Origin of the sequence: Sphingomonas sp. (assembly GCF_026460985.1) — a bacterium.
Taxonomy (GTDB): domain Bacteria; phylum Pseudomonadota; class Alphaproteobacteria; order Sphingomonadales; family Sphingomonadaceae; genus Sphingomonas.
Genome location: NZ_JAPKNM010000122.1, coordinates 26,614 through 46,379, shown reverse-complemented (window position 1 = coordinate 46,379; position 19,766 = coordinate 26,614). Strand labels below are relative to the sequence as shown.

The 19,766-nt window shown below is 68.8% G+C and carries 16 protein-coding genes; 8 read left to right on the top strand and 8 right to left on the bottom strand.

Annotation, left to right across the window (positions count from 1 at the left end; translation table 11 throughout):
* Positions 1–939 (top strand): amidohydrolase family protein (locus MT490_RS20220; RefSeq protein ID WP_297391630.1); only part of this gene is annotated, 939 nt, incomplete at its 5' end.
* Positions 940–1,144: 205 nt separating this feature from the next.
* Here MT490_RS20220 and MT490_RS20215 read toward each other — a convergent pair.
* From MT490_RS20215 to MT490_RS20205, 3 genes are read right to left on the bottom strand one after another with little or no spacing between them, the layout of a single operon-like run.
* A complete protein-coding gene (locus tag MT490_RS20215) occupies positions 1,145–2,515 on the bottom strand; it encodes an SPOR domain-containing protein (protein WP_297391628.1) in 1,371 nt (456 codons plus the stop codon).
* A 5-nt stretch (positions 2,516–2,520) separates the two neighbouring features.
* The gene (locus MT490_RS20210) at positions 2,521–3,135 is read right to left on the bottom strand and encodes a hypothetical protein (protein ID WP_363321772.1); all 615 of its coding nucleotides are present in this window, start codon (positions 3,133–3,135) and stop codon (positions 2,521–2,523) included.
* A 10-nt stretch (positions 3,136–3,145) separates the two neighbouring features.
* On the bottom strand, positions 3,146–3,862 hold the full coding sequence (locus MT490_RS20205; RefSeq protein ID WP_297391627.1) for a ParA family protein: 717 nt from the start codon (positions 3,860–3,862) through the stop codon (positions 3,146–3,148).
* Positions 3,863–4,040: 178 nt separating this feature from the next.
* Between MT490_RS20205 and MT490_RS20200 the strand changes: the two genes are divergently transcribed.
* Positions 4,041–4,964, top strand: coding sequence for an SPOR domain-containing protein (locus MT490_RS20200; RefSeq protein ID WP_297391625.1), 924 nt, complete (start codon positions 4,041–4,043; stop codon positions 4,962–4,964).
* Between the two features lie 51 nt (positions 4,965–5,015).
* Entirely contained in the window at positions 5,016–5,813 is a 798-nt protein-coding gene (locus MT490_RS20195) for a MipA/OmpV family protein (protein WP_297391623.1), read from the top strand.
* A 165-nt stretch (positions 5,814–5,978) separates the two neighbouring features.
* On the opposite strand, the gene MT490_RS20190 is transcribed toward MT490_RS20195, so the two are convergent.
* The 4 genes from MT490_RS20190 to MT490_RS20175 all read right to left on the bottom strand — a co-directional run bounded on the left by MT490_RS20190 (position 5,979) and on the right by MT490_RS20175 (position 12,412).
* Complete coding sequence (locus MT490_RS20190; RefSeq protein WP_297391621.1) at positions 5,979–7,013, bottom strand: DUF2332 family protein; 1,035 nt, start codon at positions 7,011–7,013, stop codon at positions 5,979–5,981.
* 100 nt (positions 7,014–7,113) lie between these two features.
* The gene (locus tag MT490_RS20185) at positions 7,114–8,958 is read right to left on the bottom strand and encodes a methyl-accepting chemotaxis protein (RefSeq protein WP_297391619.1); all 1,845 of its coding nucleotides are present in this window, start codon (positions 8,956–8,958) and stop codon (positions 7,114–7,116) included.
* A gap of 79 nt (positions 8,959–9,037) precedes the next feature.
* Positions 9,038–11,569, bottom strand: a complete 2,532-nt coding sequence (locus MT490_RS20180; RefSeq protein WP_297391618.1) for a TonB-dependent receptor — start codon at positions 11,567–11,569, stop codon at positions 9,038–9,040.
* A 378-nt stretch (positions 11,570–11,947) separates the two neighbouring features.
* Complete coding sequence (locus MT490_RS20175) at positions 11,948–12,412, bottom strand: low molecular weight protein-tyrosine-phosphatase (protein ID WP_297391617.1); 465 nt, start codon at positions 12,410–12,412, stop codon at positions 11,948–11,950.
* 71 nt (positions 12,413–12,483) lie between these two features.
* Between MT490_RS20175 and MT490_RS20170 the strand changes: the two genes are divergently transcribed.
* The gene (locus MT490_RS20170) at positions 12,484–14,043 is read left to right on the top strand and encodes an MFS transporter (RefSeq protein ID WP_297391616.1); all 1,560 of its coding nucleotides are present in this window, start codon (positions 12,484–12,486) and stop codon (positions 14,041–14,043) included.
* A gap of 183 nt (positions 14,044–14,226) precedes the next feature.
* On the opposite strand, the gene serB is transcribed toward MT490_RS20170, so the two are convergent.
* A complete protein-coding gene (gene serB, locus MT490_RS20165; RefSeq protein ID WP_297391614.1) occupies positions 14,227–15,105 on the bottom strand; it encodes a phosphoserine phosphatase SerB in 879 nt (292 codons plus the stop codon).
* A gap of 132 nt (positions 15,106–15,237) precedes the next feature.
* Between serB and miaA the strand changes: the two genes are divergently transcribed.
* The 4 genes from miaA (at position 15,238) to ilvC (ending at position 19,657) form a co-directional block, all read left to right on the top strand.
* Positions 15,238–16,158, top strand: coding sequence for a tRNA (adenosine(37)-N6)-dimethylallyltransferase MiaA (gene miaA / locus MT490_RS20160; RefSeq protein WP_297391612.1), 921 nt, complete (start codon positions 15,238–15,240; stop codon positions 16,156–16,158).
* Between the two features lie 78 nt (positions 16,159–16,236).
* Positions 16,237–17,982: an acetolactate synthase 3 large subunit gene (locus tag MT490_RS20155; protein WP_297391610.1), complete on the top strand. Its 1,746-nt coding sequence runs from the start codon at positions 16,237–16,239 to the stop codon at positions 17,980–17,982.
* Positions 17,983–17,986: 4 nt separating this feature from the next.
* Positions 17,987–18,502 (top strand): acetolactate synthase small subunit, encoded by a 516-nt coding sequence (gene ilvN / locus MT490_RS20150; protein ID WP_297391609.1) that lies wholly within the window; start codon positions 17,987–17,989, stop codon positions 18,500–18,502.
* A gap of 135 nt (positions 18,503–18,637) precedes the next feature.
* Positions 18,638–19,657 (top strand): ketol-acid reductoisomerase, encoded by a 1,020-nt coding sequence (gene ilvC, locus MT490_RS20145; RefSeq protein WP_297391608.1) that lies wholly within the window; start codon positions 18,638–18,640, stop codon positions 19,655–19,657.
* The last annotated feature ends 109 nt before the right edge of the window (positions 19,658–19,766 follow it).

Genomic DNA, 19,766 nt, shown 5'->3' with positions numbered 1-19,766 from the left:
GCCGCGCTCTCGGGCAAGCCGGCGCTCTGGGTCCATCCGCTCGCCGCCGCGACGCGCGGGCTCGAGGGGCAGGATCTCGGCGAGATGGCGATCAATGCCTCGGCGGGCGCGCGTGCCGTCGCCACCGGACGGCGCTGGATCGCCGCGTCGGGCACGATGCGCAAGGTCCTCGCCTACGCCCGCGATTGCGGCCTGACCCTGGTCGTACATGCCGAGGATGGCGGGCTCGCCGACGGCGCCGTCGCGACCGAGGGCGAGACCGCGACGCGGCACGGGCTCCCCGCCGCCCCCGCCATCGCCGAGGCGCTAGCCGTCGCGCGCGACCTGATGCTGGCCGAGGAGACGCGGGCGCGGATCCATTTCCGCCAGGTCACCACCGCCGCGGCCTTCGACCTGATCCGCGCGGCCAAGCGCCGCGGCGTCGCCGTCACCTGCGGCATCACTCCCGCGCACCTGCTGCTGTCGGATATCGCGATGAGCGACTTCCGCACCTTCGCGCGCCTCTCGCCCCCCTTGCGCGACGAAAGCGACCGCCAGGCGGCGCTCGCGGCGGTGAAGGACGGCACGATCGACGTGATCGCATCGGGCCACGATCCGCGCGGGCCCGAGGCCAAGCGCCTGCCCTTCGCCGATGCCGAGGCCGGCATGTCGGGCGCCGAGACCCTGCTCGCGCTGTCGCTGGGGCTGGTGCGCGACGGACTGGTCCCGATCGAGCGGCTGTTCGCGCTGCTCGCCACCAATCCGGCGAAGATCCTCGGCCTCGACGCCGGCACCCTCGTCCCCGGCAAGCCCGCGGACCTGATCGTCCTCGATCCCGGCGCGCCCTGGCAGATCGAAGCCGAGCGCATGGTCGCGCGCGCAGGCAACACGCCGTTCGATCGCCTGCCGGTCCAGGGCAAGGTTCTGCAGCTCTACAAGGGCGGAACGCCGGTCGAATAGCGACACATCCTAATCCTCCCCCGCCAGGGGGAGGTGTCGCCGAAGGCGACGGAGGGGGAGGAAGCACCTCGCTAACGGCGTGATTCCGCCCCCTCCGTCATGCTTCGCATGCCACCTCCCCCTGGCGGGGGAGGATCGAGCCTGCACAAATGAAAAAGGCCGGAGCGCGAGCCCCGGCCTTTCACGTGACGAACTGCTATGGGGTTCAGCGCGCGGCGACCTGCGCGCGGCCGGCGCCCTTGACCCAGGCGGCGACGCTGTCGCCGGCACCCACGCGCACGAAGCACGGGCTGCCGCTGGCGCGGACCTGCTGGCACAGCGCCGCGGCGTCGTTGCGCGCGAAGCCGCCGACCGACAGGCGATAGAAATTGCCCGCGCGGGTCGAGAACTGGACGCCCTGCGGCGTCTCGTCGCGAAGCGCGGTAACGCGGCGGGCGTGCCGCGCCCAGGCGTCGCGCGCGACCGCGGCATTCTGATAGGCGCCGAGCTGGACATAGAAATTGCCGGGCTTGGCCTTGGCCACCGGCGCGGGTGCTGCGACCGCGGTCGCCGTGCGAACCGGCGCCCTGGCCGGCGCGACGCGTGCCGGAGCCGCCTGCGCGACTCGGATCTGCTGGACCACTTCGGCGCGCGGACCGAACACGACCTGCGGGCCGGTGCCCGCCACCTGCTGCGGCTTGGGCTGTACTTCGGGCTGCGGCGCGGCCGCGACCTCGACGCCCGCCTCGGCGGCGACTTCCGCGGCGCCCTGCGGCACGCCGGGCATATAGACATCGACCGGATCGGCGACCGGCGCCACCGCCGCCACGGCGACACCCGGCTGCTGCGCGAGCGCGAGGGCGACCGGCTGGCCGCCATCCTCCACCGCATGGACGCCCAGCAGCGAGGCGACCTGGTCATAGGCGTTGGTCGGGCGCGCGAACTTAGCCCATTCGGTGAGGCGCGCCTGGAGCTGGTCGGGCGACACGTCCATCGACGCGATCTCGCCCGCTTCCTTCCAGCGCCCGGCGAGCGCGAGGCTCAGCGCGAGGTTCTGGCGGGTCTTGGCGGTGGCGGTCGCCTCGCGGGCGGCAGGGCCGAGGATATCGACCGCGGTCACCGGATCGCCAGCGAGCGCGAAGGCGAGGCCGCGATCGCTCGCGGGGATCCGGTCGGCATGCGTCTGCAGCGTCGCGCGCGCACCGGCCCAATCGCCCTGCGCGATCTTGGCGAGCACGAGGTTGAGCGCGATACGACCATCCTGCGGAGCGAGCGTCAGCGCATCGTTCAGCGCCTGCGAAGCCGAGGTGAAGCGGCCCGAGAGCAGATAGGCCTGACCCAGCAACGCACGATATTCGGCATTGGCCGGATCATAGGCGACCGCCGCCTCGGCATGCTGCACGGCGGCGTCGGCCTTGCGCTTGGCGATCGCCTTGCGCGCGTCCTTGGCTTCCGAGGCCGCCTTCTTGGCGTTGGCGCCCGAAGTCGCGAAGGCCGAGCTGGTGAAGCCCTGCGTCGCGACGCCGGTCACGGCCACGCCGCCCAGCACGAATGCCGAGAGGCCGAACTTGATCATCTTGCGGGCGTTCATGGTCATGTCCTTCACCCACGATCCGTGGCGGGGTCGATCTGGCTGGCGAGCGATTCGATGCCCTCGAGCGATTCGAGATATTGGTCGAGCGCCTCGGTCACGAGCTGCTGCGCCGAGCGGCCGGTGACGGCCGAGGCGAGGCGCAGGCGCAGGTGGCGCTCCTGGTCGAGGCGCAGCGTGAAGGCAGCCTTGCCCTTCTTCGCTGCGACTTGGCGGACCACACGGGCGAGCGTGCCTTCCGACACTGCCGGCGCATGCTTGAGCACCGGCTCGCGCTTCATCGGGCGCGCGGCGAGCACCGGCGCTTCGAGCACCGGCGCCTGGTATTCGGGCTCGGGCTCGACTTCCGGCTCGGGCTCCATCTGCGGGGCGGGCGCGGCGAGCTGCTCGTCGAGCGCCTCGATCTGGCGCAGGACCGCGGGCTTGGGAGCCTCGAAGGTCTCTCCCACCGGCGCGACATAAGGCGCGGGACGGAAATCCTCGCCCATGTCGTTCCAGCCGAGATCCTCCTGCGGGCCGGTGTTCATCTGCAGGAAGCCCTGCGGACGCATCGCCGGACGCGCCTGGCCCTTGCGGGCGAGGAGGCTGGAGGAGAGCGAAGCGAGCGGTTTGGAGGTGCCGATCATCGCCACCCCCTCAGCTCATGACCCGGCGGCCGAAGCCGCCCTGGGGCCGCGCCGCGCCGAACTGGCTCACCGGCTGGGCGGGCGCCGCGAACACGGTGCGGCGGAAATTCTTCTCGAGCCGATCGTAGATATAGGCCCAGAGCCCCGCGACCTCGCCCGACGACTTGCCGTTGGGATCGGTCTCCATGACCGTGCGGCCGTCGATCATCGAGGCGGCGAAATCGGTGCGGTGGTGGAGCGTGATCGGCGCGACGGTGCCGTGCTGCGACAGTGCGACCGCGGCCTCCGAAGTGATCCGCGCCTTGGGCGTCGCGGCGTTGACCACGAAGATCAGCGGCTTGCCGGCGCGCTCGCAAAGGTCGACCGTGGCGCCCACGGCGCGCAGATCGTGCGGGCTCGGGCGCGTCGGGATGACGATCAGCTCGGCGACCTGGATCACGCTCTGGATCGCCATGGTGATGGCGGGCGGCGTGTCGATCACCGCGAGGCGGAAGCCCTGCTGGCGCAGGACCTCGAGATCCGCCGCGAGCCGCGCGACCGTGGTCTGCGCGAAGGCCGGATATTCGGTGTCGCGCTCGTTCCACCAGTCGGAGAGCGAACCCTGCGGGTCGATATCGATGAGAACGACAGGCCCGTGGCCGGCCAGCTGCGCCTGCACCGCAAGGTGCCCCGACAGCGTGGTCTTGCCAGACCCACCCTTCTGCGATGCCATCGCTAGAACGCGCATGAACCCCCTCGAAAACTCGGTAAGTGCGAGCTTCCTGATGGCATGCGGGTCGATAAGAAGGGGTTAACGCGTTTCGCGGCGGGACGCGCTTTGGTTTCCCCGCTGGTAAGGATATCTTTGCCTGTATGCGGTTAAGTGGCATCTATCCCTTGATGCAGGGCAGTGGAGCGTGCTCGGAATGAAGTCTCTGTGGATGGTGGCCAGTGCGGGCGCGTTGCTGCTCGCGAGCCCCGCAAGCGCGCAGGAGGATCCCGTCCGGGCCGGCGTCGACGCCTATGAACGCGGCGACTATCGCACTGCGGTCGAGAAATGGCGCCCCCCCGCGAACCGGGGCAATGCCGATGCGCAGTTCAACATGGGCCAGGCCTATAAGCTCGGCCGCGGCGTCGCTGCCGATCTCAAGCAGGCCGAGGAATGGTATCGGAAGGCCGCGCTGCAAGGGCATGAACAGGCCGAGGGCTATTACGGCCTCGCATTGTTCGAGAACGGCAAGCGCACCGAGGCGGTTCAATGGCTCCAGCGCGCGGTCAGCCGCGGCGACGCGCGCGCGCAGTACATCCTGGGCATCATGCTGTTCAACGGCGATGCCGTGCAGAAGGACTGGGTGCGCGCCTATGCGCTGATGGTCCGCTCGTCGACCTCGGGGCTCGACGCCGCGGTCAAGGCACGCGGGCAGATGGACCAATATATGCCGCTCGGCGACCGCCAGCAGGGCCTCGCGCTCGCGCGCAAGTACGAGGAGGAGTTCAACCGCGGCGGCCGTCCGCTGCCGCCGGTCGTGGCGGAGAATACGCGCCCAGCCTCGCCCGCGGTCACCCGCCCGACGTCGCGCCCCACGCCGTCGGTGCCCGCACCAGCGCCCGCGCGCGCCACTCCGGCCCCGGCGCAGGACGGGGGCTGGCGCGTCCAGCTCGGCGCGTTCGGCGATCCGGGCAATGCGCGCAAATTGTGGGGCCAGGTCGGCGGACGCTTCCCCGGCCGGCAGCCCTATTTCGTCAAGACCGGCGGGCTCACCAGGCTGCTCGTCGGCCCCTATGCCTCGCGCACCGCGGCGGCGGCCGCCTGCGGCGCGGTCAAACCCTGCGTGCCGGTCTCGCGCTGATCTGAACGCTTCGCGTCCGCAACAAAGTCACGAGAGGCGCGTTTTTCGGCCATGATCAAAGCGATACTGGGCGCCGCTGCCCTCCCCGCCCTGTTCTTCGCGACCGCGGCCACCGCCCAGGACGAAAGCCCGCCCGGCAAGGAGCGGCGCTTCCGCGTCGCACTGGGTCCGCAATTGCAACCCCGCTACCCGGGTTCCGAGGACCTTCGCGTCACGCCCTTGTGGGACGTCTCGATGACCCGGGGCGACCAGCCCTTCAAGTTCGAAGCGGCCGACGAGAGCTTCGGCGTGCCGCTGTTCGAGATCGGCCGCCTCGCGATCGGGCCCGCGTTCGCTATCGAGGGGAGCCGTCGTCGCAACGAGACCGACCTGCCGGTGGACGAAGTCGGCATTTCGATGGAGGCCGGCATATTCGCCGATCTGTGGCTGGGTTCCGCGATCCGCGCGCGGGGCGAGGTTCGCAAGGGCGTCACCGGCCACCAGGCGATCGTCGGCGCCGTCAGCCTGGATTATGTCGCGCGCGACGGCGATCGCTGGCTGTTCTCGCTGGGACCCCGCGTCTCGCTTTCCGACGGCAAGTATCAGCGCGCCTATTACGGCGTGACCCCGGCGGCGAGCGCCCGCACCGGCCTCAGCACCTTCGACCCCGACGGCGGCGTCAACGCGGTCGGCGCGGCCGCGACCGCGCTCTACGCGATCGACCGCCACTGGGGCCTTTTCGGCTACGCCAAATATGACCGCCTCGTCGCCGACGCCGCACGATCGCCGATCGTGCGGACGATCGGCTCGCGCAACCAGTTCTCCGGCGGCCTGGCGCTCACCTACACCTTCGGCAGGAAATCGCGTTAGCCTTCTCAATCCTCCCCCGCCAGGGGGAGGTGTCAGCCGCAGGCTGACGGAGGGGGAGGACGGCGACTCACTCTCGGCGTGCTTCCGCCCCCTCCGACGCCTTCGGCGCCACCTCCCCCTGGCGGGGGAGGATTAGAAAGCCACACGATTGAATGTCGATGCGACTTAGCCCCGCCAGTCGATCCAGGCGCCATAGGGATGGCAGGTCGCGAGGTGGCGCGCCTCGCCGCTCGGCCAGCAGGTGAGCCAAAGCTGCACCTCGCTGCGCGCCTGGGTCCATTCGAAGCTGACCCAAGCCAGCGGGCGCTCGGCGGTGGCGCGGTTGCCGGCGGCGGCGATCAGGTCGATCGCCACCCTGCGGTCGTCGGCGCTCAGATATTGCAGCACCATCGAATGGAACACCGTGCGGCAGGTCCCGGCCTGCTGGGGTGCAGCCAGCTGCTCGACGAGCCAGGAGACCGCGTCGGCGCGCGTGATCTGTGGCGGATGGATCTGCGCGAGATCGAGCGCGTGGCGCAGCCGCTCGGCGCGTATCGGCTGGTCGGCAAAGACGAAGGAAAGCAGGCGGTCGCGCGTCGCCTCGTCCGCGGCGTTGAGCGGATGGAGATCGACGCCGCGCGCGCCGAGCACTTCGACCGCCGCTTCGGGCGGCTGCGCGCCGTGCCAGGCCGGCGCGATCTGGACGGGCGATCCCGCCGTGCCGGCCGCGACACCGCCGAGATCATAGGCATAATGCGCGAGATTGAGGTTGAGCCCCGCGCTCGACCCGAGCTCGAGCAGTTCGAAGGGCAGCCCGAAACGACGCTCGGCGACCATCAGCGCCGAGAGGATCGCCGCCGCCCGATTGACTTCGTTGGTCTGCGGCGGGTGCTGCATCCAGCGCGCGATGAAGGCGTCCTCGGCCGCCATCGCTGCGCTGATCGCGCCGTCGAAATCGTCGTGCTGCCGCCGGTAGAGCGATTCGAGCCAGCGCGGCCGGCCGCGCCGGGCGAGCGCATGGATGGCGGCGTTGAAGCGCATCGCGAGCGCCGCCGCGGAGGGGTCCCCCGGCCAGGATTCGATCAGCGCGGCGGTACGCGGCGCGTGCGCCAGATGGCGTTCGCCCGCCTCGAGCACCGAGGCGACGAAGGGCGAACCCAGCGCGCGGGCGATATCCGCCTGGCGCGAGAATTCGCCCCGGATCGCTGGACAGTCGTTCATATTCCCCCCGTCGCCGAGCCGTCGGCCCGACGCACATTCACGCAGATACGAGCCTCGGGCCGCCGCTTCCGACGACGGAATGCGGCAGCCCGGCACATGCTCAGAACGATTGCCAGTCGTCGTGCCCGTTCGCGCGCTTCAGCGCAGGAACGGCGGCAGCAGGCAACGGCTTGACCGGTCCGTCGAAGCGCACCTGCGTCCGGCTCGGCCGAGCGCTGCCCGACGCGCCGACGTTGAAGCGCGACGCCTGCTCGCTGAGCGCGGCGACTTCGCCGGTCAGGTTGCGCGCGGCAGCGGACGTCTCTTCGACCATCGCCGCGTTCTGCTGGGTCGAATGGTCCATCGTCCCGATTGCGACGCTGATCTGCGAGATCGCCGTCGACTGGGCCTGGTTGTCGACCGCCATCTCGCCGAGAAGCTGGTGCACCTCGCCCACCCCGTTCGAGATGTCGGCGAGCGCGCCGTCGACCTTCTGCACCGCCTCGACGGCAGTGACGATATCGGTCTGGGTGGCGGTCAGCTGGTCGCGGGCGCGCCCGGCCTCTTCCTCGGCACGCATCGCCAAGGCCGAGACGAGGTCGGCGACCACCGCGAAGCCGCGGCCCGCCTCGCCGGCGCGGCCTGCTTCGACCGCGGCGTTCATCGCGAGGACTCGGGTCTGGAAGGCGATCTTGTCGAGGCCCTCGATCACGCTGTCGATGCCCTTGGCGCTGTCGCTCACGCGAGTCATCGCCTGCATCGCCTCGTCGGCGGTCGCACGGCCGTTCGAGACCGTCACGATCGTCCCGTCGGCGCGCTGGACCGTCCGGTTCGCCGCCTCGGCGGTCGCCTTGAGGCGGCCGTCCATCTGCGTCACCGCGGCCGAGGTCTCCTCGAGGCTCGCCGCATTGGCTTCGGTGCGGCGCGCCAGGTCTTCCGAAGCCTGGGCGATCTCGTCCGAGCCGGTGCGGATCGTCGCGGCGGTTTCCATCACCGTGCCGATCAGGTTGCGCAGTTCGCCCACCGCGGCGTTGAAGTTGGTCTTCACCGCGGCATAGTCGCCGGGGAAATCGCGCGTGATCTCGGCGGTGAGGTTGCCGCCGGCCAGCTCGGAGAGCTGCGCCGAGACGGTCTCGACCACCATCTTCTGCTCGGCCTCGGCGCGCGCATTGGCGACTTCCGCCGCCTGCTTGGCCACCGCCGCATCGCGGAACACCAGCACCGCGCGCGCCATGTCGCCCAGCTCGTCGCCGCGATCGGCATCGGGCACGGCGACGTCGTTCTTGCCCGCGGCCAGCTCGGTCATCGTCCGCGTGAGCCCGGCGATCGGGCGCGCGATGATCCGGCTCAGCATCACGGCGAGCAGGATGGCGATGCCCATCAACGCGATGCCGCCGAGCACCAAAGCGGTGGTCGCGGTGCCGATCGCCGTCTCCTGGCGCGCGGAATTCTGCTCGATGAGCTTGACCTGCGCGTCGCGCACGTCGCGCAGCGGCAGCACCGCGTCGCTCACCATCACCTTCTTGCCCGCCGCGCGGACCTCGTTCTGCGCCCCGTCGCGGTCGCCCGCCTTGACGCGCGCGATCAGCCGGTCGCCCCATTTCTCGCGCCAGGCGAGCGTCTCCTGGCGCGACTTGACGACGGCCGCCTTCTGCGTCGCGTCGTCAAGCTCGCCCTCGAGCTCGACCGAGGTGCGGTCATATTCGTCGCGCCCCTCGTAATAGGACTTCAGATAGCTCTCGTCCCCGGTCACCAGGAAGCCGCGCATCTGGCTGTTCTGCCGGAGCAGCGCCGTCTCGAGCGCCAACGCCTTGGCGTGGATCGACTGGCTCTCGTTGTTCCGGTCCGTCGACGTCCGGATCATCGAGATGGTGACGAAGAACACCACCATCATGATCGCCGCGGACGCACAGATCGTGAGGAAGGACAGGCCCAGCTTCCTCGGTATGTTCAGGGACTTCAGCATCTTGCTAACCTCGGTTGTGGGTCCGACAGCAGCGACGCGAAGGTGCCGGACGCTATCCGCGCCCGGCACCCCGCATCGTTCAGAACGAGAAGCGAAGCGACGTCGAGATGGTGCGGCCGTTGATGGCACGCGCCGTCACCAGCCCGCTCGCCGGGATCGTCCCCTGCGTGATCTCGGCGAAGCCGAGCGTGTCGAAGAGGTTGTTGGCGTTCAGCATCAGCTGGACCCGCTCGGCGGGCCGGAACTGCACGAAGGCGTTGACCGTCGCATAGCCGGGCATCTTCAGCTGGTTGGTGTCCTGCGCATAGGCGCTGGTCGTGCCGACGATGTTGGCGCCGACGGTGAACAGCTCGGTCGAGAATTGCGGCGTCGCCTGGAAGATGAGCCGCGCCTGGTGCCGTGGGACATTGTCCTCGAGCTCCGGATGGGTCTCGTCCTCGGAGATCTTGGCGATCGTGTAGGTCGCGCCGGCCGTGAGGCTGAACGGACCGTAGTGGAACCCGCCCTCGAACTCGACGCCGTGCGCGCGATACTTGCGGGCGATCTGCTCGACCTGCACCGAACCGTCGGGCCGGCTGTTGACCTGCATGTTCCGCTCGCCCGTGCTCGCCAGGAAGCCGGTGAGGTTGAGCGTCAGATTGTCCTTGCGGAACTTCACGCCCACTTCGGTCTGGCGGACCGGGTCATAGGCGCCCTCGGGATCGAGCAGGCTGCCGTCCAGCGTGCTCACCGAGGGAGTGAACAGGATCCGGTCGGCCGCCGCGCGGCTGCCGCGGCTGTAGCGGGCGAAGACCGCCAGCTGCTCCGCGATGCGATAGTTGATGCCCGTCGAATAGCTCAGATAGTCATAGTCATAGTCGACCGGCGCGGGCTGCGTGAGCGGCAGCACCGCGGTCTGGCTCTCGGGGAAGGAGATCACGCCGTCGCCGTTGATGTCGACCGGGCGGATGCCGACGCGACCGCCGCCCAGATCGGCACCGAACACCGAGCCCTGGACGCTGCCGAAGTCATAGCGGACGCTGCCGCCGATCGCGACCTTGCCGATATGGTAGTTGACCGAGGCATAGGGCGCGTTGACGTCGAAGTTGACGTCGTAGCGGCGGCGATAGCTGGAGCTCCCGGCGGTGCTGAACGAGGTGTAGCCGTCCTGCGTGATCGGAACGCCGCCCGCGGTGGCGATGTTAACCAGCGCGGCATTGCCCCCGCCGCGGACGTCCGACAGGATCGTCGTGAACGACCAGTTGGCATCGAAGTCCTGCGACGACTTGTAGAAGCCCGCCGTCGTCGTCAGCTTGCCGCCGCCGATCTCCCACACGCGGCTGGCGCGCAGGTCGTTGGTCATGTTGTCGAGGCTGTCGACCTGGACGTCCATCAGCAGCGACATGGCGAGCAGCCCGTTGCCGTTGAGCGACGCAGGATCGGCGATCGTCTGGCCGGCGTTCGGGCCGGTCGCGTAGCTGAGCCGCGCGCCGGGGCCGCCGAACTGGAAGGCGAGGCCGGCCGCCGGGGCGAGCGTGAGCGGGATGCTCTGGGTCATGTGCGCGGAGATGTCCGCGAAGCGGAACTTCTCGGTGATCGTCCAGCCGCCGAGCTCGAACTGCGATTCGACCCCGAACGACTTGACCGTCGGATGCGTGCCGTCGCGGAAGTCGCGGGTGGCGACCTGGTTGTTGCCGTCGAGCGACACGACGTTGGTGATGTAGCGCGACATCATCGAGTCCTGCTTGACGTCGAAACTCGGGACATCGGCGAAGCTCGGGTCGGAATTCGTGCCCGTCACGCGCACCGGCACGATCTGGTAGGCCGGCGTGCGGTCGTCGAGCAGCTTGCCGTAGAAGCGGACGTAGCCGCCGGCGAACTCCTTGGTGATGTTGAACTTCACCTGGCCGCCGCGGAACGCGTCATAGCCCAGAGCGCGCGGGCCCTCGCCCTTGCGATAGAAGCCGCCGATGTGGAAGCGCAGCGTGTCGGTGACCTTCGCGCCATAGTCGAAGTCGAGGCGGTACTCGCCGTAATCGAGGCCCGCGGTCGCCTGGACCGCGCCGCCCTCGACGTCGCCGGTCTTGGAAAGGAGGTTGATCACGCCGCCGGGCGAGTTCGACGCGAAGGTCGAGGCCGAGCCGCCGCGGATCGCTTCCACCTGGGCGAGGTTGAGGTCGGCGCGCAGGAAGACGTCGGGCGACATGAAGTTGATGTCGCCGAACTCGAGCACCGGCAGGCCGTCTTCCTGGAACTGCAGGAACTTCGAGCCCGTCGACGCCAGCGGCAGGCCGCGGATCGAATAGCTGGCATTGCCCTCGCCGCTCACCGCCTCGGCACGGACGCCCGGGATGTTGCGGAGAATCTCGGCGAGCGAGCGTGCGCCGAAGAGCTCGATCTGCTCGTCCTTGAGCGAGCTGGTCGAAATAGCGCTGTCGAGGACGTCGCGGCCCTTGGCGACGCCGGTCGAGAAGACTTCCTTCTTGGGTGCCTTGCCGGCTTCCTGGGCGGGCGCGGCGGCCTCGGCCTCGGTTCCGGTCTTTGGCGTGTCCGAAGCCGCGACCGTGCTGGCGAAGGCCGGCGCCGCGAGCGCGAGCGGCGCAGCAGCCAGGAAAAGGTAACCCCGTTTCATTCTATGCTCCCGAGAGAATTATGCTGATCCGTTATAGGATGACCGCGGGGAGCAGGTTCGATGTGGGGAACCTTTTGATGGTAAACTGATGTAAAGACAGCAGAAGTTGGAGCGACCGCCAGCCGGCCGAAAAGCGCCGCGCTTGGGCCAACCGACATTCATCCTCTCCCCTTGATAGGGGAGAGGATAGCGGAGCTTGGCAGCTTGCTGCCTAGCGCAGCTTGGAGAGGGGTAGAGCGGAGCGCAGCTCCGCGCGGCTGCTTTGCAGCCGCACCCCCTCACCCAGCTCCGACTAAGCCTCTGCTTCGCAGAGACTAAGTCTGCGCAACCCTCTCCCCCTTCGGGGGCGAGGGAAAAAGAGGCTGAATGTCGATCAGCTCAGCCCTTCAGCGTCGCCACCAGCGCATCCGCCGCGCGGCGGACCTGTTCCCAGACCGCGTCGAAATCGGTCGCGGAGCCGTAATAGGGATCGGGCACCGATTGCCCGGCGCAACCGGGGACATGGTCCATCAGCAGCCCGACCCGCGCGGTGCTCCGCGCCGGCGCCATCGCCAGCAGGTCGCGCAGATTCCGCGGGTCCAGCGCTAGGATGAGGTCGAAGCCGGTGAAGTCCGCACCCCGCACGGCTCGCGCGCGCTTGCCCGAGATGTCGATCCCGTGGCGCAGCGCCACTGCCTGGCTGCGCGGATCGGGCGGGTTGCCGGCGTGCCAATCGCCGGTCCCCGCCGACTCCGCCACTGCGTCGAGGCCTCCGCGCATCGCCGCGTCGCGGAACGCCGCCTCGGCCAGCGGCGAGCGGCAGATATTGCCCAGGCACACGAACAGCAATGACGGCGGACGCAACGGAAATCCCCTCTTTCGTAAACGCGGTATGCTCTGCTAGCCTCATGAAAACATAGAGCGGGAGAGAATGGATGGCCAGTTCGAGCGCTGCCCCGGCCGATCGCAAGGCCGGGCCCTATGCCTGGTACGTCCTGATCGTACTCTTCCTCGTCTATGCCCTCAATTTCATCGATCGCCAGATCCTGACGATCCTCGCCCCCCACATCCGCCGCGACCTCGGGCTCAGCCATGCCGATATCGGCTTCCTCTACGGCACCGCCTTCGGCGTCTTCTACGCCTTGTTCGGTATCCCGCTCGGCCGCCTCGCCGACAGTTGGCACCGCGTGCGGCTGATGACGATCGGACTCGCGCTCTGGTCGACGATGACTGCGCTTTCGGGCCTGTCGCGCAACGGCCTCCAGCTCGCCGCGGCGCGGATCGGCGTCGGCGTCGGCGAGGCGACCGCCAGCCCCTCGGCCTATTCGCTGATCTCGGACTGGTTCCCCAAGCGCCAGCGCGCCACCGCGCTCGCCATCTATTCGGCGGGCATCTATTTCGGCGGCGGCTTCTCGCTGTTCGTGGGCGGCGCGATCGTCGATTGGTGGAACGCGGCCTATCCCGCCAACCCGCCGTTCGGGCTGGTCGGCTGGCAGGCGGCGTTCATGGCGGTCGGCCTGCCCGGCCTGCTCCTCGCGCTCTGGGTGCTGACCCTGCGCGAGCCGATGCGCGGCCAGTCCGAAGGGCTGATGGCACCGCCCCACCCTGCCCCGTTCCGCAGCTTCCTCGAAGACCTGCTGACGATCATCCCGCCGCTCACGCTGGTCGGCGCGGCGCGCGTCGGCGCATCGGCACTGCTCCGCAACCTGGTAGCGCTCGCGTTGGTCGCCGCTGCGATCTACGCGCTGGTCCGGCTCGGTGAGCCGCTGCCGCAATGGCTCGCGGTCGGCATCGGCGTCTATGCCGTCTACAGCTGGTCGGCGGCGCTGCGTCACCGCGACGTTCCCACCTTCAAGCTGATCCTCGGCACCCCCGCCTTCCTCGCGGTGGTGCTCGCCTACGGCCTCAACGCCTTCCTCGCTTATGCCGTGGCGGGCCTCGCCCCCAGCTATGCCGCGCAGGTCTTCGGCGTCACCAGCCGCGAGGCGGGGCTGATGATCGGCGGCCCCGCGATCCTCGGCGGCTTCCTGGGCGTGACCTTGGGCGGGATAGCCGCCGATCGCCTGCGCCGGCGCTGGGCTTCGGGCCGGATCATGGTCATCCTGTTCGGCAGCCTCGCGCCCGTGCCGACGCTGGTGATCGCCTTCACCACCGCCGACAAGGCGCTGTTCTACGCGATGCTGCCGGTCACCCAGGTCTTCGCGAGCTGCGCGCTCGGCGCGGCCGCGGCGGCGACGCAGGACCTGGTCCTGCCCCGCATGCGCGGCACGGCGACCGCCGCCTTCTTCATCGGCACCACGCTGATCGGCCTCGCCTTGGGACCGTATCTGGCGGGCCGCGTCGCCGATCTCACCGGCAGCCTCTCGACCGGCATCCTCTCGCTGCTGCTGACGCTGCCGCTCGCGGTCGCCGCCGCGATCGCCGCCTTCCGCCTCGTCCCCGCCGCCGAGGCGACGCGCGAGGAGCGCGCGCGGGCGGCGGGGGAGCCGCTTTAAGACTTCAGACTCCCCTCCCTGCTTGCAGGGAGGGGTTGGGGGTGGGTGCGCGCGTCTGCGCGCCCAGAAAGACTCTCTCCTGCTCGGCTAGACAGCAGCGGGCGAGGCATCGAGCCTCGCCCGCTGCTAGACCCACCCCTTACCCCTCCCTTTCAGGGAGGGGCTTTAGAAGTGAATTGGTTGTCAGCCCTCCACCCACTCCGCCCGCGCGATCCCCTGTGCATAGAGCAGCGCCGTCAGATCGCCATGATCGATGCGCGCGCCTGCCGCGGCCGCCACGATCGGCTTGGCGTGATAGGCGACGCCCAGCCCCGCCTGGCGGATCATCGCAAGGTCGTTCGCCCCATCGCCGACCGCCATCGACGCCTCGGCCGCCAGCCCCAGCTCGGTAAGCGCGCCAAGCAGGGTGGTCTCCTTGGTGCCGCTATCGACGATCGGCTTGGCGACGGTGCCGGTCAGCCGCGCGTCGCCGATCTCGAGGACGTTGGCGATTACCCGGTCGAAGCCGATCTCGGCCCCCACCGGCTCGGCGAAGCGCGTGAACCCGCCCGAGACGAGGATCGTCGTCGCACCCCGCGCGCGCATCGTCCGCACCAGCGCCTTCGCGCCCGGCATCAGCCTGACCCGCTCGGCGAGGCAGCGATCGATCGCGCTTTCCTCGAGGTCCTTGAGCAACGCCACCCGCGCGTCGAGCGCTTCCGCGAAGTCGAGCTCGCCGCGCATAGCACGCTCGGTCACTTCGGCGATCTGCGCCTTGATCCCGGCATAATCGGCGAGCTCGTCGATGCATTCGACCGTGATCATCGTCGAATCCATGTCGGCGACGAGCAGCTTCTTCGCGCGATTCGCCTCCGGCTGCACGATCACGTCGGTCGCCGGGAACGCACCCTCCAGCGCGGCCCGCGCCGCGCCCGGATCCGACGCAAATGGCAGGTCCGCCGCCTTGCCCTCGTCGAGCCAGCGCCACGCTCCCGGCGCGCAATCGACACCTGCGAGCCGATCGGCCGCCTCGGAAAGCTGCCCCGCGCTGAGACCGTCTGCTACAAGCGTCGCGATGTACACACCAAACCCCTTGCTGAAGGACCATCCTCTCCCCGTTCGTGCTGAGCCTGTCGAAGCACCGTTCTTCGCTTCGCCTGCGGCACGAGAGGAAAGCCGCCCTTCGACAAGCTCAGGGCGAACGGAGGTTGGTCGATGACCGACCTGCCAACGGTGGCGCTCATCGCAGGGCCGACGGCGAGCGGCAAGTCCGCGCTCGCGCTCGCGCTCGCCGAAAAGCATCGCGGCACCGTGATCAACGCCGATTCGATGCAGGTCTATGCCGATCTCCGCATCCTCACCGCACGCCCGACGCGCGACGAGGAGATGCGCGTGCCGCACCGGCTGTTCGGCCATATCGACGGCGCCGATCCCTATTCGGCGGCGCGCTGGGCGATCGAGGCGCGCGCGGCGATCGCCGAGGCGCATCATGCGGGGCGGCTGCCGATCCTCGTCGGCGGCACCGGCCTCTATCTGCGCACGCTGATCGAGGGGATCGCACCGGTGCCCGAGATCGACCCCGCGGTGCGCAGCGCGGTGCGCGCATTGCCCGTCGCCGAGGCGCATGCGCAGCTCGCCGCCGCCGATCCGGAGGCCGCCGCCCGGCTCAACGCCACCGACACGACGCGCGTCGCCCGCGCGCTCGAAGTGGTGCGCGCGACCGGAAAGCCGCTCGCTTATTGGCAGAAGCAGCGCGTCGGTGGCATCGCGGAGGAGATCCACCTCGCCCCGCTGATCCTCCTCCCCGACCGCGACTGGCTTGGCCAGCGCATCGACGCGCGCTTCGCCGAGATGCTCGAAGCCGGCCGCAGCGAAGCCAAGGCGCTGCTCGCCCGCACCGATATCCCCGCCGACGCCCCCGTGCTCCGCGCGATCGGCATCCCCGAATTGCGCGCATTGTTTGCGGGCGAGAGCGATCTGGTGCAGGCTGCCGCCGCCGGCACGCTCGCCACCCGGCAATATGCCAAAAGGCAATATACCTGGTTCCGCCGCCAGCCGCCCGCCGACTGGGAGCGAATGAGCGAGACAGAAACGAACGACAGACTAGATAGAATTGAAACTAAATTTCATTTATAGTGCTTGACGAGCCATTTTATTGCCAGTAGCAGCGCCCCTCCGGCGGTGCTATGGCGCATCGCAACATAGGAGGCCGAAGTGACCGAGAAGAGCGGAGCAGACATCCTGATCGAGGCGCTGACCGACCTCGGTGTGGAAGTCATCTTCGGCTATCCCGGCGGCGCGGTACTCCCGATCTACGACGCGATCTTCAAGCAGGACCGTATCCGCCACATCCTCGTCCGCCACGAGCAGGCCGCGACCCATGCCGCCGAGGGCTATGCCCGCTCGACCGGCAAGCCCGGCGTCGTGCTCGTCACCTCGGGCCCCGGCGCGACCAACGCGGTCACCGGGATCACCGACGCGCTGATGGATTCGATCCCGATGGTCGTGATCACCGGCCAGGTCCCCACCGCGCTGATCGGCACCGATGCGTTCCAGGAGGCCGACACGGTCGGCATCACGCGGCACTGCACCAAGCACAACTACCTCGTGAAGGAGCCCGAGACGCTCGGCAGCATCATCCACGAGGCGTTCCACATCGCCACCTCGGGCCGCCCGGGCCCGGTGGTCGTGGACATCCCCAAGGACGTCCAGGTCGCGACCGCACGCTACGAGGCGCCGGGGCCGATCCAGCACAAGACCTATCGCCCCCAGACCCAGCCCGACGCGGCGAAGATCCAGGAAGCGGTCGACATGCTCGCCGCCGCCGAGCGCCCGGTCTTCTACACCGGCGGCGGGATCATCAATTCGGGGCCCGAAGCCTCGCGGCTGCTGCGCGAGCTCGCCGAGATCACCGGCGCGCCGGTCACCTCGACCTTGATGGGCCTGGGCGCCCTGCCCGCTTCGTCGGACCAGTGGCTCGGCATGCTCGGCATGCACGGCACCTACGAAGCCAATTGGGCGATGAACAAGGCCGATCTGATCATCGCCTTCGGCTCGCGCTTCGACGATCGCGTCACCGGCCGGCTCGACGCCTTCGCGCCCAACTCGCGCAAGGTGCATATCGACATCGACCGCTCGTCGGTGAACAAGAATGTCCGCGTCGACCTTCCGATCATCGCCGATGTCGGCGTGGCGCTCAGCGAGATGATCGCCTGCTGGAAGGCGCGCGGGCACCCCAAGCCCGACCTCACCGAATGGTGGAACCGGATCAACGGCTGGCGCCAGACCCGCTGCCTCGATTTCGAGGAGAAGGGCGACGCGATCATGCCGCAGCGTGCGATCCGGGCGCTGTACGAGGCGACGAAGCACCGCGCGCCGATCATCACCACCGAGGTCGGCCAGCACCAGATGTGGGCCGCGCAGCATTTCGGCTTCGAATCGCCCAACAAGTGGCTGACGTCGGGCGGTCTCGGCACGATGGGCTACGGCCTGCCCGCCGCGATCGGCGCGCAGCTCGGCAATCCGGACGCGCTGGTGATCGACATCGCCGGCGAGGCCTCGATCCAGATGAACATCCAGGAGCTGGCGACCGCCACGCAGTATCGCCTGCCGGTCAAGATCTTCATCCTCAACAACGAATATATGGGGATGGTCCGCCAGTGGCAGGAGCTGACCTATCAGTCGCGCTATTCGGAGAGCTATTCTGACGCGCTGCCCGATTTCGTGAAGCTCGCCGAGGCCTATGGCTGGAAGGGCATTAGGATCGAGGGCCGGCAGGAGCTCGATCCGGGGATTAGCGAGATGCTCGCCTATGACGGCCCCGTGCTCGTCGATTGCCGCGTGGCCAAGCTCGCCAATTGCTTCCCGATGATCCCGTCGGGCGCCGCCCATACCGAAATGCTGCTCCAGGCCGCCGAAGTCTCCGGCGAAATGGACGACGAAGCCAAGGCACTGGTCTGATCCCATGCACATCAAGGAAGAGCAAAAAGAGCGGCACACGCTCGCCGTTCTGGTCGACAACGAGCCGGGTATCCTCGCCCGGATCGCGGGCCTGTTCACCGCGCGCGGCTACAATATCGAGAGCCTCACCGTGTCGGAGATCACCGAGGACGATCGAATTAGCCGCATCACCATCGTGACCTCGGCCTCGGCGCCGGTGATGGAGCAGATCATCGCGCAGCTCGAGCGCCTCGTGCCGGTGCACAAGGTGACCGACCTCACCGCCTTCGGCCCGCATGTCGAGCGCGAGCTCGCTCTGGTGAAGGTGGCCGGGACCGGCGACCACCGGATCGAGGCGCTGCGCCTCGCCGAAGTCTATCGCGCCCGCGTCGTCGACGCGACGATCGGCAGCTTCGTGTTCGAGGTCACCGGCGGATCGGAGAAGATCGACAAGTTCGTCGAGCTGATGCGCGAAGTCGGCCTGGTCGAAGTCGCCCGCACCGGCGTGGTTGCAATTTCACGGGGCAAGGAAGCCGCGTAATTTTAACCGTCACCCCCGCGAAAGCGGGGGCCCATCTCCTGCACTGGCCGCGCGCAACACGACTGTTGTCGGGCTTGGCACGCACGGGAGATGGGTCCCCGCTTTCGCGGGGATGACGATCGGAAAGGAAGAGAAATGAAAGTCTATTACGATCGCGACGCCGATCTGAACCTGATCACCGGCAAGAAGATCGCCATCCTCGGCTATGGTTCGCAGGGCCATGCCCATGCCCAGAACCTCCGTGATTCCGGCGTCAAGGAAGTCGCGATCGCGCTCCGCCCGGGCTCGCCCTCGGCGGTCAAGGCGGAGGACGCCGGCTTCAAGGTGATGAGCAACAAGGAAGCGGCCGGCTGGGCCGACATCCTGATGATCCTCGCGCCCGACGAGCACCAGGCCGGCATCTGGGACGCGGACATCAAGGGCAACATGAAGCCCGGCGCCGCGCTCGCCTTCGCGCACGGCCTCAACGTGCATTTCGGCCTGATCGAGCCGCCCGCGGACATCGACGTGATCATGATCGCGCCCAAGGGCCCCGGCCACACCGTGCGCAGCGAGTATAAGCGCGGCGGCGGCGTGCCCTGCCTGATCGCGATCCACCAGGACGCCTCGGGCAACGCCCACGACGTCGCGCTTGCCTATGCCTCGGGCGTCGGCGGCGGCCGCTCGGGCATCATCGAGACCAATTTCCGCGAGGAATGCGAGACCGATCTGTTCGGCGAGCAGGCCGTGCTCTGCGGCGGCATCACCCACCTGATCCAGGCGGGCTTCGAGACCCTGGTCGAGGCCGGCTACGCCCCCGAAATGGCCTATTTCGAGTGCCTCCACGAGACCAAGCTGATCGTCGACCTGCTCTATGAGGGCGGCATCGCCAACATGCGCTACTCGATCTCGAACACGGCCGAATATGGCGACATCGTCACCGGCCCGCGCATCATCACCGACGAGACCAAGGCCGAGATGAAGCGCGTCCTCGCCGACATCCAGTCGGGCCGCTTCGTCAAGAACTTCGTCCTCGACAACCGCGCCGGCCAGCCCGAGCTCAAGGCCAGCCGCAAGGCCGCCGCGGCGCACCCGATCGAGCAGGTCGGCAGCGAGCTCCGCGCGATGATGCCGTGGATCAGCGCCAACAAGCTGGTCGACAAGGACAAGAACTGACGGACGGGTGGGGACCGGTATTCGGCAGCGCATACCGGCTCCCCACCGTCACCCCCGCGAAAGCGGGGGCCCATCTCCGCAGCTTTCCAATATCGCTACCGGAGCGATT

Bases quoted from the DNA above. Each gene is read 5' to 3' on its own strand.
- MT490_RS20180 (WP_297391618.1), bottom strand. From the start codon at position 11,569: ATGAAACGGGGTTACCTTTTCCTGGCTGCTGCGCCGCTCGCGCTCGCG.
- ilvN (WP_297391609.1), top strand. From the start codon at position 17,987: ATGCACATCAAGGAAGAGCAAAAAGAGCGGCACACGCTCGCCGTTCTG.
- MT490_RS20210 (WP_363321772.1), bottom strand. From the start codon at position 3,135: ATGATCGGCACCTCCAAACCGCTCGCTTCGCTCTCCTCCAGCCTCCTC.
- MT490_RS20195 (WP_297391623.1), top strand. From the start codon at position 5,016: ATGATCAAAGCGATACTGGGCGCCGCTGCCCTCCCCGCCCTGTTCTTC.
- miaA (WP_297391612.1), top strand. From the start codon at position 15,238: ATGACCGACCTGCCAACGGTGGCGCTCATCGCAGGGCCGACGGCGAGC.
- MT490_RS20205 (WP_297391627.1), bottom strand. From the start codon at position 3,862: ATGCGCGTTCTAGCGATGGCATCGCAGAAGGGTGGGTCTGGCAAGACC.
- MT490_RS20185 (WP_297391619.1), bottom strand. From the start codon at position 8,958: ATGCTGAAGTCCCTGAACATACCGAGGAAGCTGGGCCTGTCCTTCCTC.
- MT490_RS20200 (WP_297391625.1), top strand. From the start codon at position 4,041: ATGAAGTCTCTGTGGATGGTGGCCAGTGCGGGCGCGTTGCTGCTCGCG.
- MT490_RS20170 (WP_297391616.1), top strand. From the start codon at position 12,484: ATGGCCAGTTCGAGCGCTGCCCCGGCCGATCGCAAGGCCGGGCCCTAT.
- MT490_RS20215 (WP_297391628.1), bottom strand. From the start codon at position 2,515: ATGACCATGAACGCCCGCAAGATGATCAAGTTCGGCCTCTCGGCATTC.
- MT490_RS20190 (WP_297391621.1), bottom strand. From the start codon at position 7,013: ATGAACGACTGTCCAGCGATCCGGGGCGAATTCTCGCGCCAGGCGGAT.
- ilvC (WP_297391608.1), top strand. From the start codon at position 18,638: ATGAAAGTCTATTACGATCGCGACGCCGATCTGAACCTGATCACCGGC.